This is a genomic window from Pleomorphomonas sp. JP5 (assembly GCF_023721815.1).
In the GTDB taxonomy this organism is placed as follows: Bacteria; Pseudomonadota; Alphaproteobacteria; order Rhizobiales; family Pleomorphomonadaceae; genus Pleomorphomonas.
In genome coordinates, this window is sequence record NZ_JAMDLI010000008.1 from 37,065 (window position 1) to 52,768 (window position 15,704).

A 15,704-nucleotide genomic window follows, 5' to 3' on the forward strand; every position below is an offset into this window, starting at 1 on the left:
ACCTCAGATGCCCTCGGTCGTCAGCTCGCGGTAGAGCGCGACGTAGTCGGGCGCCGAGTCCTCCCAACCGACGGGATGGGCCATCGCCCGCGCCTGCAGCGCTCGCCAGACTTTCTTGTTGTGGAAGAGATCGAACAGGCGCTCGATGGCGAAACCGAGACCACCGGCCGAGACCGGCGCGAACTGGATCCCGGTGGCCGTTCCCGCCCGAACCGAAGCGTCGTTGGCGTCGATCACCGTATCGGCAAGCCCCCCCGTGCGCGCCACAACCGGGATGGTGCCGTAACGAAGACCGTAAAGCTGCGTGAGGCCACAGGGCTCGAAGCGCGACGGAACGAGGATCGCATCGGCGCCGGCCTGCATGGCGTGACTGAGCGGCTCGCTATAGCCAATGTGGACGGCCACGGAACCCGGATTGGTCGAGGCCGCTTCAACAAAGGCGCGCTCCATGCTCTGCTCGCCGGTACCGAGGACGGCGAGCTGTCCGCCGCGACGCAGGATGCCTTCAAGGTTGGGCAGCAGCATGTCCAGGCCCTTTTGGCCAGTGAGCCGACTGACGACGATCATCAGCGGCGCGTCCGGATCGACGCGAAGCCCCATGCGGGTTTGAAGCTCCGTCTTGCAGACCGCCTTGCCGGCCATCTTTCGAGCGCTGTAGTTGGCGGCAATCAGCGGATCGGTAGCCGGATCCCAGCTCTTGGTGTCGATCCCGTTGACGATGCCGCTCAGCACGCTGGCGCGCTCGTTGAGCACGCCTTCCATGCCGAAGCCGAACTCCTGCGTGCGCAGCTCACGGGCGTAAGTGGGACTAACCGTGGTCAAGCGATCGGAGAACACGAGCCCGCCCTTCAGGAAGGAGCAGTAACCGTAATACTCGAGCCCAGCCGGCGTGTAGAAACTCGAAGGCAGTCCAAAGGTATCGAAATCCGCTCGACCGCAGATGCCCTGGAAGGCAACGTTGTGAATGGTGAAGACGGTCTTCGGCCGCCCTTCGGCCGGACCGGCCAGAAGATAGGGAGCAACGAGTCCCGCCTGCCAGTCATGACAATGAACGATCGCCGGCTTCCAGTCGCCGACTCCATGCCGCCCGACAGCGGCGCCAATCGCCGACAATGCGGCGAAGCGGCGGGTGTTGTCCCACCAGTCGTTGCCGTCGGGCCCGAGATACGGGTTGCCGGGCCGGTCATAGAGATGGTCGACATCGAGAGCCAGCACCTTCAGCCCGTCCGGCGTCTGCCCCGCCAGCAGCCGTCCAGATCCGCCGAACACGTCGGGATAGGTGGCAACTTCCTCGACGCCCTGAAGATGACCGACCACACCGGGATAAGCCGGCATCAGAACACGGACATCGCAGCCCAAGGCGGCGAGCGCCAACGGCAGAGCTCCCGCAACGTCGGCTAGACCGCCCGTCTTGATCAGCGGATAGCATTCGGAGGCAACGAATAAGACGCGCACTTGATCACCCCGACAGGTTATGCCAACTCGCCAAGATGCTGACGCATCCGCTCGTTGAAGTCATCACGATTTTCTCATTCCAGCCAAGGGCATGAGAAATCCGGGACCGGAATACCGAGCGCCAGCCTGAGCGATGCCCGATCACGTCCGCGCACGGCGGAACGGAATGCAGCCAAACCTTTTCACGCGGAGACGCCGCCTTCGGCGGTTTGCCGGCGGCGACGCCAATCCCGAGAAGGGATGGGGAGCGGGTTTTGCCACGCCCCCGAGCTATTTTCAACGTCGCGGTCAGAGCTGCAGCCGATCGATCATGTCCTGGGTAATCAGGCAGACGCCGCCTTCGCTCCGGCGGAAGCGGCTGGCATCCAGCTCCGGATCCTCGCCGACGACGAGACCGGACGGGATGATCACCCCCTTGTCGACGACGCACTTGGTCAGGCGTGCGCCCCGAGAAACCGAGACGTAGGGCAATATGACGCAATGCTCCACCTCGGAATAGGAGTGGGCATGCACGCCGGTAAACAGCAAGGACTTGTCGACGCGGGAGCCGGAAATGATGCAGCCGCCGGACACCAGAGAACTGGTGGCCGCGCCGCGCCGACCATCTTCATCGTGGATGAACTTGGCGGGCGGCGTCAGCTCGGTATAGGTCCAGATCGGCCACTTCGTGTCGTAGAGGTCCAGCGCCGGGACGAAGTCGGTAAGATCGATGTTGGCTTCCCAGAAGGCATCGATGGTCCCGACGTCGCGCCAATAGGGTTCGGCCTCAGACGACGAGCGAACGCAGCTGTCCGAGAACTTGTGAGCGATCGCCTTTCCACCCTTCACGATGGCGGGAATGATATCCTTGCCGAAGTCGTGGCTGGAGTTCGGGTCATCCTGATCCTGGCGCAGGAGGTCGATCAGGAAGCTGGTCTTGAAGACATAGATGCCCATCGAGGCGAGCGCTAGGTCCGGGCGACCGGGCATGGCCGGCGGATCGGCCGGTTTCTCGACGAAGGCAATGATGCGGGCACTCTCGTCGATCGCCATCACGCCGAAGCCCGTGGCCTCCATGCGCGGCACCTCGATGCAGCCGACAGTGACATCGGCGCCGGACGAGACATGCTGGTCGAGCATGATCTCGTAATCCTGCTTGTAGATGTGATCGCCGGCCAGAATGATGATGTATTCGATGTTGTGGGCTTCGATGATGTCGATGTTCTGCGTCACCGCATCGGCCGTTCCAACGTACCATTTGTCTTCGGCGACGCGTTGCGAGGCGGGAAGGATGTCGAAGCTCTCGTTGCGCTCCTGGCGGAAGAAGTTCCAGCCATATTGCAGATGCCGGATCAGGCTGTGCGCCTTGTACTGGGTCGCCACCGAGATGCGGCGAATGCCCGAGTTGAGCGCGTTGGACAGCGCAAAATCGATGATGCGGCTCTTGCCGCCGAAGTAGACCGCCGGCTTGGCCCTGCGGTCGGTCAGTTCCTTGAGACGGCTGCCCCGCCCACCGGCCAGCACGAACGCCATCGCTTCGCGCGCCAACCGTCGATTAGTGTGAGAATTGTCAATCATGCTGTCCTCCCGACTTCTCCGCCGTCGGCCCGGTCCCATCGATGGCGCAGCCGGCAATACCGGCCCGGAACGGAACCAGAGACGAATCGGACGGCGCTTCTTCCCCGCCCGCCCGTTCGCCATAATGGCTCGACGCAGGGGTACTATGGCGCGGCAGGGTTAATTTGTCTTCCCCCTATTTCGGCTGCGAAGGAATTCAAACTCTTGATGAAAACCGTGCCACGGGAGGCGGCGGACAGCCGCCCCGCGTCCATGGCGGGGCGGCATCCAGCTCAAGCGACTGATGCCGCCGGGCGCTCCAGCACCTTGACGACGGTACCGACCGGAACGCGCTCGAACAGGTCCATGACATCCTGATTGATCAGGCGAATGCAGCCGGAGGAAACGTTGCTGCCGATCGTCCAGGGCTCCACCGTTCCGTGAATGCGATAGAGGGTGTCGACATTGCCCTTGTAGAGGTAGTGCGCACGGGCGCCGAGCGGGTTGTCGGGACCGCCGGGCATACCGCCGGCCCACTTGCGCGCCTTGGGATCGCGCGCCTGCATTTCCACCGGCGGATGCCAGGACGGCCACTTCGCCTTGCGGCGAATGACGGCGCTGCCGGACCAGGCAAATCCCTCGCGACCAACGCCAATGCCGTACCGCATGGCCTTGCCGTTGCCTAGCACGAGATAGAGATAGCGAGCCGGCGTATCGATGACGATGGTGCCGGCCGGCTCGTCGGTGGTGTAGCTGACTTCGCGACGCAAGAAAGCCGGGTTGACCTGGGTCAGGTCGACGGCCGGAACAGTGAACCCGCCGTCCTTCACTTCGCTGTACATCGCCAGATACTGGGAGGACGGCCGAGGATAGCGCTTCGGCTTGGTCGGGTCGATGAGCGGCGGCATCGCCGGCGTTCCCGGAGCGGAGACGCAAGCGGCAAGAGCAAGGGGCAGCGCGGCGAGAAAGGCTCGCCTGGACGGTAGGTTCATAGTTTCCACTTTCTGTCGATTAAGCGGTGGCACTTCAGGAAGCCCGGGAACGCGGCAGTGCTCCCAGGGCTTATAAACATGTCCGGTAAATATCAGTTTTCTGGTGTCGGGTGCAGGATGCGTTCGCCATAACGCTTGTGAAAAGTCGTCATCGCCTTGTCGGCAACCCGTACCGTGAGGCGCAGGGTGCCGTCCTCATCGTCATGACGCTCCAGCACCTCTCCATGATCGTAGAGCCAAGCGAGTCCAGCCCCGTCCGACGAATCGAGAGTCAGCTCGTGCACGGGGCGACCGCCGAGCAGCCGCGCCTCGATGGAAGCCAGCAGCTCGGGAAGACCTTCGCCGGTCATCGCGGAGACGACCTGTCGCTCCTGCCCTCCTGGCGACTCGGTATTGGCCTGGGTGAGGAGGCTGTCTCTCCGCCCCGCGTCGACGAGGTCGACCTTGTTCCAGACCTCAATGATCCTGTCGCGATCGGACGGATCGAGGCCGAGCTGCTTCAGCACCTCGGCAACGTCGCTTGCCTGCGCCTCGGTGTCCTTATGCGAGATGTCACGGACATGCAGGATGATCGAGGCTTCGATGACCTCTTCGAGCGTCGCCCGGAAGGCTGCCACGAGATGGGTCGGCAGGTTGGAGATGAACCCCACGGTATCGGACAATATGGCGTCGGTGCCATGTGGCAGCTTGATGCGACGCAGCGTCGGATCGAGCGTCGCGAACAACAGATCCTTGGCGAAAACGTCCGCTTCGGTCAGCCGGTTGAACAGCGTCGACTTGCCGGCGTTGGTGTAGCCGACGAGCGCCACGACCGGATGAGGCACCTTGCGACGCTGGCGTCGGTGCAAATCGCGCGTACGCTTCACCTGCTCGAGATCTGCCTCGATACGGGTGATCTTCTCCTGAAGCTGCCGACGGTCGGCCTCGATCTGCGTCTCGCCGGGGCCGCCGAGAAAGCCGAAGCCACCGCGCTGCCGCTCAAGATGGGTCCACGACCGCACGAGGCGGGACTTCTGATACTTGAGATGGGCCAGCTCAACCTGCAGCCGCCCTTCGCGCGTGCGAGCGCGCTCGCCGAAGATCTCCAGGATCAGGCCAGTTCGATCGATGACCTTGGTCTTCCAGGCTTTCTCTAGATTGCGCTGCTGAATGGGAGTCAGGGCGTGATCGACGATGGCAAGGTCGATCTCCTCCTCCTTCACCGTCTCGGCGATTTCGTCAACCTTGCCGGCGCCGAACAGCGTCGCCGGCTTGGGCTGATTGACCGGCACTGGCAAGGTAGCGCGGACGTCGAGATCGATGGCCTGAGCCAGGCCGAAAGCCTCTTCGAGGCGCGCCTCGAGATCGCGCTGGGTCGCCGACGTCTCGTCCCGCCCTCCCCGCTGGCGAAGATCGGGCACAAGGACAAGCGCTCTCGCGGGCTCCTCGATGCGATCGACACTCTTCTTGCGAGGACGCGCCCCTTCTTCACGATCCTGTTCGTCGGTCACTTGACCTCCCGAGAGCCGCACCGCTGGCGGCCAACATGCGACAATCGCCGTGGCAGCCCGCCCGGGGAGCAAATCTCCACAGGCGGACAACAACGGAACAAACCGAACTCAGTTCGGTTCCTCGCTACCCTCGAAAAGGGCCAGAGGCTGAGCCGGCATGATGGTGGAAATGGCGTGCTTGTAAACGAGCTGGGAGTGCCCATCGCGCCGCAAGAGGACGCAGAAATTGTCAAACCAAGTGACCACGCCCTGCAGCTTGACGCCGTTAATCAGAAAAATCGTCAGCGAAATCTTGTTCTTACGGACGTGATTGAGGAAGGTGTCCTGAAGATTTTGGGCTTTGTCCGCCATTTTTTTCGGCCTTTTCGACTTCGTTTTTTTGTGAGGGGCAAGCGCCACACCGACGCCACGCGTCGCCCGAGCTTATGGTTACGCCGGGCGCGCCGGAAATTACCAGTCCATTTCGAGCGCGTGTCGCCGTCGACGGGCTCGTGCTATCCGTGTTTAGACGGGGATGTGACAATTTTGCCAAGCACGGTGCCAGCCGTCAAATCGGCGTCCGCTCCGCAAGGTCGTGGAAGCGCCGCCGCAGGCGGGCCGCCACACTGCCTGGCGCACCATTGGCCACCGTCTCGCCGTCCACGCTGACGACCGGGCAAAGAGTCGCCCCCGCAGACGTCAGGAAAACCTCACGCGCCGTCTTCATCTCGGCAACGGTGAAACGCCGCTCCACCACCGCCACGCCCTCGGTCTCCGCCACCTCCAGCAGAACCGATCGGGTGATGCCGCGGAGAATGCCACGGTCGGCCGGTCGGGTGACGAGCCGCCCTTCCCCATCGACCAGCCAGACGTTGGCGGAAGAGCCTTCGGTCACGAAACCTTCCGCATCGACGAAGACGGCCTCGAAGGCGCCAGCTTCGCGCGCCGCCTGCTTGGCAAGAGCGTTGGGCAGGAGGCCGACGGTCTTGATGTCCACACGCTCCCAGCGGTTGTCGGGTAGCGTGATGACCGGCACGCCCTTTTCATAGCGAAGCGCCGCAGCGGCGACATCTAGCGACTTCGCCGTTGCCGTGAAGGTGGGACGTACGCCTGTGGGGAATGCATGGTCTCGCGGGGCGGCGCCGCGCGAGATCTGCCAGTAGACATAGCCGTTCTCGACCCGGTTGCGACGCGCGACCTCCCGCAGAACGTGGGTCATGGCTGCCCGGCTCATGGGCGCGGCGATCCTGAGCTCGGCCAACGACCGATCGAGCCGGTCGAGGTGACGGCGAAGATCGATGATGGCACCGTCCTTGATCTGGCAGGCTTCATAGACCGCATCCGCGAACTGATTGCCGCGATCCTCGACGCTGACGACGGCCTCCCTGGACGGAACATAGCGTCCGTTGACGTAGGTGATGCGGGAAGTCATGGTCGGATCTCCAGGAACAATGCGACGGGCGATCGCGAACTACTCCAGTTCGATGATCCGCCCTTCATCGAGGGTAATGCGCCGGTCCATGCGTTCGGCCAGCGCCATGTTGTGCGTGGCGATGATCGCTGCGAGGCCGGTAGCCCTGACCAGGGCGGCCAGAGCGTCGAACACGTAATGTGAGGTCTTGGGGTCGAGGTTACCCGTGGGCTCGTCGGCAAGCAGCACCTTCGGTGCATTGGCGACGGCGCGGGCGATGGCGACGCGTTGCCGCTCGCCGCCCGAAAGCTGAGACGGCAGATGGGTCCCTCGCTTCTCGAGGCGCATGTAGGACAGGAGATCGTTACCGCGCTTGGCGGCTTCCTTCTTGTCGAGGCCGGCGATCATCTGCGGGATCATCAGGTTCTCGAGGGCGGAGAACTCCGGCAGAAGATGATGGAACTGGTAGACGAAGCCGATCTCGGTACGGCGAAGCCGCGTACGGACGGTGTCATCGAGCTTGCCGCAGGGCTTTCCCCCAATGATCACCTCACCGGCGTCGGGCTTCTCCAGAAGGCCGGTGATGTGCAGCAGCGTCGACTTGCCGGCCCCTGAAGGAGCGACCAGCGCCGTCAGTTCGCCGGCGAAAAGGTTGAAGTCGCAGCCTCGCAGGATGGGAAGCGTCCCCGATCCTTCCTTGTAGGACTTCTCGATGCCGACCAGCTTCAGGACCGGATCTTCGACGCCGGTGATGAGGGTTTCCATGGCCGGCATCACTCATACCTCAGCGCGTCGACGGGATCGAGACGGGCCGCCTTCCAGGCTGGATAGACGGTGGCGGCGAACGACAGCACCAGCGCCATGACCAACACGGTGATCGTTTCGTGCATCTGCATGTCGGCTGGCAGTTGGCTGAGATAGTAGAGCTCCGGCGAGAAAAGCTCGGTCGAGGTCAACCAGGACACAAACTGCCGGATCTTCTCCACGTTGAGGCAAACGACAAGCCCAAGGCCGAATCCGGCGACGGTGCCGGCGAAGCCGATCGCCGACCCGGTGATCAGGAAGACACGCAGGATGGCGCCCCGGCTGGCGCCCATTGTGCGAAGGATGGCGATGTCGTGGCTCTTGTCCTTCACCAGCATGGTCATGCCGGAAACGATGTTGAGCGCCGCCACCAGCACGATCAGCGTCAGGATCATGAACATGACGTTGCGCTCGACCTCAAGGGCCGAGAAGAAGGTCACGTTGCGCTGCCGCCAGTCGGTTATCAGCACTGGTCGCCCCGCGTCGATCGTCAGCTTTTCCTTGATCGACCCGATGTCGTCGGGATTGTTGACGAAGACGTCGATGGCGGTAACCTTGTCCTCCATCATGAAGTATTTCTGCGCCTCGGCGATCGGCATGAAGACGAAGGTGCCGTCGTACTCGCTCATGCCGATCTTGAAGATGGCGGCCACCGGATAGGCCTTGACGCGCGGCGTCGTGCCGAGAGCGGTAACGTTACCCTTCGGGCTGACCAGCGTGACCTTGTCACCGACCGTGACGCCCAGGCTCTCGGCAAGCCGCTGACCGATGGCGATACCAATGCCGTCATCGAACTTGTCGAAGGAACCGACCTGGACGGTATCGAAGACGAGAGGCAGCTTCTGGAGATCGGCGCTGCGCACGCCGCGAACCAGAACGCCGAAAGCGCCGGATGGCCCGGACGCCAGCACCTGGCCCTCCACGAAGGGCATGGCGAGCCTGACGCCGTCCACCCCGGACAGGCGATCGGCGACCGAAGCGTAATCGGTAAGCGGGCTATCGATCGGTTGGACCACGGCATGGCCGTTGATGCCGAGGATCTTCTCCATCAACTGGCCACGAAAGCCGTTCATCACCGCCATGACGATGATCAGCGTGGCGACGCCCAGCATGATGCCGACGAAGGAGAAGCCGGCGATCACCGAAATGAAGGCTTCCTTGCGACGGGACCTCAGATAACGGCCGGCCAGTTTCCACTCGAAGGGGGCGAAGGGCCGCCCCGCTTTCGCCTCGCTCATCCAAAGACCTCCAAACGCCGGAACGCCACGCCACCGCCAAGAAGACCGATGGCCGACTCGGGCGCCACCGGACGGCGACGCGTGAGACTAGCAAATTCCGTCCGCCGACAAGCTGTCCATTCCGTGTTTTCCAAGCGGAATCGGACAGCCACGGGGGCGGCATGCGACCGCCCCTCTTCGGCGACAATCAGGCCTTTTCTGTGACGCGGGCGATCGCCGACTCCAGCGACACCAGTTCCTTGTCGCCGGTGGCGCGGCGTTTCAGCTCGACGACGCCGTCGGCAAGCCCCTTCGGACCGATGATGATCTGCCAGGGCAGTCCGATCAGATCCATGGACGCGAACTTGGCCCCCGGTCGGGCGGCGGTGTCGTCGTAGAGGGGATCCTTGCCGGCAGCGGCGAGCTTCGCATAGGCGTCTTCACAGGCAGCCGTCACGGCCGCGTCGTCGGGGCGAAGGCTGATCACGCCGGCACCGAAGGGCGTCACGCTCTCCGGCCAGATGATGCCGGCGTCGTCATGGCTGGCCTCGATGATGGCGCCAATGAGACGCGACACGCCGATGCCGTAGGATCCCATGATCACAGGCTGCTCGCTACCGTCCGGCATGGCCACCTTCGCGCCCATCGGCTCGGAATACTTGGTGCCGAAGGAGAAGATGTGACCGACCTCGATGCCGCGCGCCGATACGCGACGCTCTTCTGGAAGCGCCCCGAAGGCCGTCTCGTCGTGCATTTCGTCGGTCGCGGCATAGCGGCTGGTGAACATGTCGACAACAGGCGAGAGATCGCCGTCGAAATCAATGTCCTCGCCCGGCACCGGAAGATCGAGAAGGTCCTTGTCGCAGAACACCGCACTCTCGCCGGTGGAGGCGAGGATGATGAACTCATGGCTGAGCTTGCCGCCGATCGGACCGGTGTCGGCGCGCATCGGAATGGCAGTGAGGCCGAGCCGCTTGTAGGTCCGGAGATAGGCGATGAACATCTTGTGATAGGCGCGCAACGCGCCTGCCTGATCGACGTCGAAGGAATAGGCGTCCTTCATCAGGAACTCGCGGCCTCGCATCACGCCGAAGCGCGGACGCACCTCGTCGCGGAACTTCCACTGAATGTTGTAGAGGTTGAGCGGCAGGTCGCGGTAGGAACGCACGTAGGTGCGGAAGATGTCGGTGACCACCTCCTCGGCGGTCGGGCCATAGAGCATCTCGCGCTCATGACGGTCGACGATGCGCAGCATCTCCTTGCCATAGGCATCGTAGCGGCCGCTCTCGCGCCAGAGATCGGCGGGCTGGATCGACGGCATCAGGATCTCGACGGCGCCGGACCGATCTTGCTCCTCGCGGACGATGGCCTCGATCTTCTTCAGAACCTTCAGTCCCAACGGCAGCCAGGAATAGATGCCGGCGTTCTGCTGGCGCATCATGCCAGCACGCAGCATCAGGCGATGCGAGACGATCTCCGCCTCCTTGGGCGCCTCTTTTAGGATGGGCAGGAAATACCGGCTGAGACGCATGGAATCCTCTCGGGCGTTGAATATGCGCGCTACTCAAAGCGCATCGACCCTGAAAAAACAAGACCGATCGGTCCCCGATCATCCGAAAGCAACGGCGCACGTCGCCTTTCGCTATGACTTTAGTCTATGGGGCAAATCACGGATGAAGCGCCAACTCGGAACCGCTCCAGAACGCGCCGCCAACCCATTGATATGGCGATATTTCCCAATCCAAATTGTAAAGGCGACGAACGAAACGCCCTATGCCGAACAAGCATGCAGCCCATGCACAAATGGATGACAAACCAAAAAACGCAGTGTATGGTACCCGCCATAAATAAGGATGGCACGGCCAAAAGACGAAATGCTTCAGTAAATGAAGCCGTCAAACTAGGCAAAAGTAGAATGCCCTCCAGTTATCGCGGTCTGAGTCTTGGGAGGGAAAACCCATATAGGCGCGGAAAACGCTGCCGCCAGCGGATGGATTGGGAGGTCTTTCTATCTGTAGGCTTTATGGGCTGACACGCGGAACTAGAAAGCAGGGCTTCGGCCCTGCTTTTTTATTTCGACCTTTCGGATGATCATGCCTGTTCTTGCGCAGGCCGCTGACTTCAAGATGAAAACACCGTTCAACAAACGGCCGCTACCGCTCATCCGCAGAAGCCCCTATCTTGTCTGAAGCATTCGTGGTCCGAGCTGAAACAGTCCGGGCGCAAATGTTTCGACTATACGTGCTGGAGAGCCGCCTTTCGATCCGGGCGGCTCAACCGACCGGCGAACGTTCTCGCAACAGGAAAGGCAGATCATGAGCATTCCCGGCAAGGGCGGAAATGACCGCGTCGAGGAAATCATCCTTCCGAACGTCCGCGACCTCGGCGGCTTCAAGGTGCGCCGCGCCCTGCCGTCGGCGCAGCGCCGCATGGTCGGCCCCTTCATCTTCTTCGACCAGATGGGGCCGGTGATGTTCGGCGCCGGAGAGGCGGAGGACGTGCGGCCACATCCGCATATCGGCCTCTCCACCCTGACCTACCTGTTCGATGGCGAAATGGTCCATCGCGACAGCGCCGGTCACAAGGAGACGATCAGGGCCGGTGAGGTCAACTGGATGACGGCTGGAAACGGTATCGTCCACTCCGAGCGTTTTCCCGCCGAGGTTCATGCCGCCGGAGGAAACCTGTTCGGTACACAGATCTGGGTGGCCCTGCCGAAAGCAAGCGAAGAGGTCGCCCCTCTCTTCAGTCACCACGACAAGGCAGCGCTTCCCGTTTTCTCCGATACCGGCATGCGCATGACGCTGGTGGCCGGGGAAGGATTCGGCGTTCGCTCGCCGGTGCCGGTCTACTCCGACCTGATGTATGCCGACGTCCATCTGGAAGCCGGCACGCGCTTCAAGGTACCTCCCGACCACGTCGAGCGCGCTGCCTATGTCATCAGCGGTGGCGCCGGCATCGAGGGGCAAGACGGCGCCTTCCCCCCGAACCAGCTGGTCATCTTCCGACCCGGCGCCGAGGTGATCCTGGTGGCGACGGAGCCAACGCGCCTCGTGCTGATCGGAGGAGAGCCCTTCCCCGAGAAGCGACACATCTACTGGAACTTCGTTTCCTCGTCGAAGGAGCGCATCGAAGCAGCCAAGGCCGACTGGCGCGCCCGGCGCTTCCCGGAGATCGCCGGCGAGACGGAGTTCATTCCGCTGCCGCCCGATCCGGTAGGGCTTCGCGTCAAGGACTGACGTCAGCAGCCTTCCAAGCTGAAGACGCAAACGGAAAAGGGCGGCGCCATCGGCACCGCCCTTTCCACATTCCAAATCCGAAACCGGATCAGCGCTTCGAGAACTGGAAGCTCCGGCGAGCCTTGCGCTTGCCGTACTTCTTGCGCTCGACGACGCGGCTGTCGCGAGTCAGGAAGCCAAGCTTCTTGAGCACGCCGCGCAGGCCCGGCTCGTAATAGGTCAGCGCCTTCGAAATGCCGTGGCGCAAAGCGCCGGCCTGGCCAGACAGACCGCCGCCGGAAACGGTGGCGATGATGTCGAACTGGCCATCGCGAGCGGCGGCATAGATCGGCTGCTGCACGATCATCTGAAGCACCGGGCGACCGAAGTAGGCGGTGAACTCCTTGCCGTTCACGACGATCTTGCCGGAACCCGGCTTGACCCAGACGCGAGCGATGGCGTTCTTGCGCTTGCCGGTGGCATAGGCGCGGCCGAACTTGTCGAGCTTCTGAACGTGCACGGGGGCCTCGGCCACCGGAGCGACGTCGGCAGCGCCGAGTTCGGCGAGGGAGGAAAGCTCAGCCATGGATCAAGGCCTCGTGTTCATCTTGTTCATCGACTTGACGTCGAGGACTTCCGGCTGCTGGGCGGCATGGGGATGCTCGGCACCGGCGTAGACGCGGAGGTTGGAAAGCTGGCGACGGCCGAGCGGGCCTTCGGGGATCATGCGCTCGACGGCCTTCTCGAGCACGCGCTCGGGGAAGCGCCCCTCAAGGATCTGGCGCGCCTTGCGCTCCTTGATGCCACCGATATACCCGGTGTGCCAGTAGTAGGTCTTGTCGGTGTACTTGCGTCCCGTCAGAACCACCTTGTCCGCATTGATGACGACGACATTGTCTCCGTCATCCATGTGAGGGGTATAGGTGGCCTTATGCTTGCCGCGGAGGCGCATCGCGATCACAGTCGCGAGGCGGCCGACCACGAGGCCTTCGGCGTCGATCAAGACCCACTTCTTCTCGATGTTCGCCGGCTTCGCCGTATAGGTCGTCATGGGCGTTACCGTCTTCCGGTTGGGCCGCCCCAAGAGGCGGCCGGTTCGTCTCATCTTTCGCACCGTTTCCGATGCGAAAGGGCGGCTCCCGTTGCCGGTCGCCGCCGTCGCGTTCTCCAATATGGAAACACCGCCCATTTGTCAAGCAGGCTGAACGGCTTCATCCCTTTGAAAATCAACAACCTAACAAATACGGTATCTTATTACCACACGATTTTTGCGGGTCAGGCCAAGCCGAGCAGCGCCTTGACGTCGGCGATGTCGGAAGGTTTGCCGAAGTCGATCACGCCCTCCGCCGGCGCAATGCGGCGAATAAGGCCGGACAGGACCTTGCCGGCGCCAACTTCCACGAACTTGTCGACACCAGCTCCGGCCATAGCCGACACGCTCTCGCGCCAGCGCACGGTGCCGGTCACCTGGGCGACGAGTTGCTTGCGGATTGCCTCGGGATCGGACGTCGGCGCCGCGGTGACGTTGGCGAAGATCGGCACGATCGGCGCATTGATGGTCGCCGTGCCGAGCGCCTCGGCCATCGCCTCGGCCGCCGGTTGCATCAGTCGGCAATGGAAGGGGGCCGAGACGTTGAGCAGCATGGCGCGCTTGGCGCCCTTGCCCTTGGCGATATCCACGGCGCGAATGACGGCAAGCTTGGCGCCGGACACCACGACCTGACCGGGCGCGTTGTCATTGGCCGCCTCGCAAACATCGCCCTGTGCGGCTTCCTTGGCGACGGCGACCGCCGTCTCGAAATCGAGACCAAGCAGCGCGGCCATGGCGCCCTCACCTACCGGCACGGCTTTCTGCATGGCATTGCCGCGCGCGCGCAGCAGGCGGGCGGCATCGGTCACCGAGAGCGCACCGGCGGCGGCCAAGGCCGAGTACTCGCCAAGCGAATGACCGGCAACGAAGGCGGCGTGCTGCTTGATGGTAATGCCTTCCGCCTCCAGGGCGCGCAGCGCGGCCAGACTGACGGCCATCAGGGCCGGCTGGGTGTTGGCGGTCAGCGTCAAATGGTCTTCGGGGCCGTTGAAGATGACGTCGGACAGCTTCTCGCCGAGAGCCTCGTCCACCTCCTCGAACACCGCCCGCGAGGCGGCATAATGATCGGCAAGGGCCTTGCCCATGCCGATGGCCTGACTGCCCTGACCGGGGAACACGAAGGCGTTGGTCATTTGTTGGCTTTCCTCAATGGTTTTCGGGCGGACACGACCATCTGGCCGCGCAAGAGTCAAGGCCGCGCCACAGGAATCCGGGGAAGACGACGCTAAGGTCGACGAGGCATCAGCGAGCCGATGGCGACGACCAGCCAACCAAGGATCAGCGCGACTCCACCTGATGGCGCCGCCATCGGAAACAGGCTCCTCGCCATGGCCGCCTTGAAAACCAGATCGCCTGAGAACAATAGGCAGCCAGCCACGAACAAGAGGGCTGACAGTCCTCTCAGTCGCCGTTCGCCGGCATTGGCAAGGCCCAGCAGCGCCGCCGCGTGAAACAGGAGAATGCTTCCGGCAACATCAAGGTTGGCGCCGGTGACGGCATGGGCTCCGACGGCCAGTGTCGCCACGCCGACGGCGCCGAGAACTCCCGCAGACAATCCGATCAGTCGTTGATGAGACATCTCGCAATCCTTTGGACGTGCCCCTCTGGCATCCACGCCTCGCACCTAATAACGGTGTCTCATGTTCCCCCGTCAAGAAGCGGAAGACAAAGCCATGATCATTCCGGTCACCGATCCGAGCGATCCGCGCCTCGCGCCGTTCATGAACGTGCGCGATCGCGATCTTCGGCAGACCCATGGAAACGCTTTCATCGCCGAGGGGGAAAGCGTACTCGCCGTTTTCCTGTCGACGGGCTCGCGCTATCGGCCCGAAGCCCTTCTGATCGCCCGTAACCGTGTCGACACCGTTCTGGCGTGGTCGCCGCCCGACGATTTGCCGATCTTCATCGCCGATCAGGAGCTGATGGATACGGTCGTCGGCTTCCCCATCCATCGCGGTCTTCTCGGCCTCGGCCGACGCTCGCCCTCCCCGCCGCTCGCCGACCTGCTGGCGGACCATCCGCGAGTCGTGCTCGGCCTTGTCGGACTCGCCAACCACGACAACATGGGCGGCATTTTTCGCAATGCCGCGGCCTTTGGCGCAGGAGCGGTCGTGCTCGACGCGACGTCATGCGATCCGCACTACAGGAAAGCGATCCGAGTGTCGGTCGGCGGCGTCCTGAACGTGCCGTTCACGCGGCTCGACACGGGTTCGAGCGTCGCCGCCGCCCTCGCCGACCAGGGCTATCGAGTATTGGCGTTATCGCCACGTGGGGCCATGCGGCTCCATGAGGTTCCGACCGATCGACCGGTGGCCTTGCTGTTGGGGACGGAAGGGCCGGGACTGCCGGATGCCGAAATGTCCGCCGCCGAGACGGTGCGCATCGACATGGCCAGCGGATTCGACAGCCTCAATGTCGCGACAACCAGCGGCATTGCGCTCTACGAACTGACGCGCAGGATGGCCACACGAAGCTGATCGCAAATCGCTTTCGGACCCCGCCCAGTCCCCAA

General features: G+C 63.0%; 15 protein-coding genes. 2 read left to right on the forward strand and 13 right to left on the reverse strand.

The window, feature by feature from the left end; all coding sequences use genetic code 11:
• Positions 1 to 3 precede the first annotated feature (3 nt).
• The 9 genes from glgA to proS form a co-directional block, all read right to left on the reverse strand.
• Positions 4 to 1,455 carry a glycogen synthase GlgA gene (gene glgA / locus M4J40_RS11480; RefSeq protein WP_251754303.1) on the reverse strand — a complete coding sequence of 484 codons (1,452 nt, stop codon included), beginning with the start codon at positions 1,453 to 1,455 and terminating at the stop codon, positions 4 to 6.
• Between the two features lie 288 nt (positions 1,456 to 1,743).
• Positions 1,744 to 3,012, reverse strand: a complete 1,269-nt coding sequence (glgC, locus tag M4J40_RS11485; RefSeq protein WP_251754304.1) for a glucose-1-phosphate adenylyltransferase — start codon at positions 3,010 to 3,012, stop codon at positions 1,744 to 1,746.
• Positions 3,013 to 3,284: 272 nt separating this feature from the next.
• Positions 3,285 to 3,983: a L,D-transpeptidase gene (locus tag M4J40_RS11490; RefSeq protein ID WP_251754305.1), complete on the reverse strand. Its 699-nt coding sequence runs from the start codon at positions 3,981 to 3,983 to the stop codon at positions 3,285 to 3,287.
• Positions 3,984 to 4,075: 92 nt separating this feature from the next.
• On the reverse strand, positions 4,076 to 5,473 hold the full coding sequence (gene hflX, locus M4J40_RS11495; protein ID WP_405030748.1) for a GTPase HflX: 1,398 nt from the start codon (positions 5,471 to 5,473) through the stop codon (positions 4,076 to 4,078).
• A gap of 108 nt (positions 5,474 to 5,581) precedes the next feature.
• Positions 5,582 to 5,824, reverse strand: a complete 243-nt coding sequence (hfq, locus tag M4J40_RS11500) for an RNA chaperone Hfq (RefSeq protein WP_026791804.1) — start codon at positions 5,822 to 5,824, stop codon at positions 5,582 to 5,584.
• Between the two features lie 196 nt (positions 5,825 to 6,020).
• Positions 6,021 to 6,884 (reverse strand): D-amino-acid transaminase, encoded by an 864-nt coding sequence (locus M4J40_RS11505; RefSeq protein WP_251754306.1) that lies wholly within the window; start codon positions 6,882 to 6,884, stop codon positions 6,021 to 6,023.
• Positions 6,885 to 6,923: 39 nt separating this feature from the next.
• Positions 6,924 to 7,628, reverse strand: a complete 705-nt coding sequence (locus tag M4J40_RS11510) for an ABC transporter ATP-binding protein (protein WP_251754307.1) — start codon at positions 7,626 to 7,628, stop codon at positions 6,924 to 6,926.
• 8 nt (positions 7,629 to 7,636) lie between these two features.
• Positions 7,637 to 8,905, reverse strand: coding sequence for a lipoprotein-releasing ABC transporter permease subunit (locus tag M4J40_RS11515; protein WP_251754308.1), 1,269 nt, complete (start codon positions 8,903 to 8,905; stop codon positions 7,637 to 7,639).
• 187 nt (positions 8,906 to 9,092) lie between these two features.
• On the reverse strand, positions 9,093 to 10,415 hold the full coding sequence (gene proS, locus M4J40_RS11520; protein ID WP_251754309.1) for a proline--tRNA ligase: 1,323 nt from the start codon (positions 10,413 to 10,415) through the stop codon (positions 9,093 to 9,095).
• Positions 10,416 to 11,199: 784 nt separating this feature from the next.
• On the opposite strand from proS, the gene M4J40_RS11525 reads away from it, so the two are divergent.
• Positions 11,200 to 12,123: a pirin family protein gene (locus M4J40_RS11525; RefSeq protein WP_251754310.1), complete on the forward strand. Its 924-nt coding sequence runs from the start codon at positions 11,200 to 11,202 to the stop codon at positions 12,121 to 12,123.
• Between the two features lie 88 nt (positions 12,124 to 12,211).
• Here M4J40_RS11525 and rpsI read toward each other — a convergent pair whose 3' ends face one another.
• The 4 genes from rpsI to M4J40_RS11545 all read right to left on the reverse strand — a co-directional run bounded on the left by rpsI (position 12,212) and on the right by M4J40_RS11545 (position 14,771).
• Positions 12,212 to 12,688, reverse strand: a complete 477-nt coding sequence (gene rpsI / locus M4J40_RS11530) for a 30S ribosomal protein S9 (protein ID WP_251754311.1) — start codon at positions 12,686 to 12,688, stop codon at positions 12,212 to 12,214.
• Between the two features lie 3 nt (positions 12,689 to 12,691).
• Complete coding sequence (rplM, locus tag M4J40_RS11535) at positions 12,692 to 13,153, reverse strand: 50S ribosomal protein L13 (RefSeq protein ID WP_251725712.1); 462 nt, start codon at positions 13,151 to 13,153, stop codon at positions 12,692 to 12,694.
• 224 nt (positions 13,154 to 13,377) lie between these two features.
• Complete coding sequence (gene fabD / locus M4J40_RS11540; protein WP_251754312.1) at positions 13,378 to 14,325, reverse strand: ACP S-malonyltransferase; 948 nt, start codon at positions 14,323 to 14,325, stop codon at positions 13,378 to 13,380.
• Between the two features lie 92 nt (positions 14,326 to 14,417).
• Positions 14,418 to 14,771 (reverse strand): DUF423 domain-containing protein, encoded by a 354-nt coding sequence (locus tag M4J40_RS11545; protein WP_251754313.1) that lies wholly within the window; start codon positions 14,769 to 14,771, stop codon positions 14,418 to 14,420.
• A 94-nt stretch (positions 14,772 to 14,865) separates the two neighbouring features.
• On the opposite strand from M4J40_RS11545, the gene M4J40_RS11550 reads away from it, so the two are divergent.
• Positions 14,866 to 15,669, forward strand: coding sequence for an RNA methyltransferase (locus tag M4J40_RS11550; RefSeq protein ID WP_251754314.1), 804 nt, complete (start codon positions 14,866 to 14,868; stop codon positions 15,667 to 15,669).
• The last annotated feature ends 35 nt before the right edge of the window (positions 15,670 to 15,704 follow it).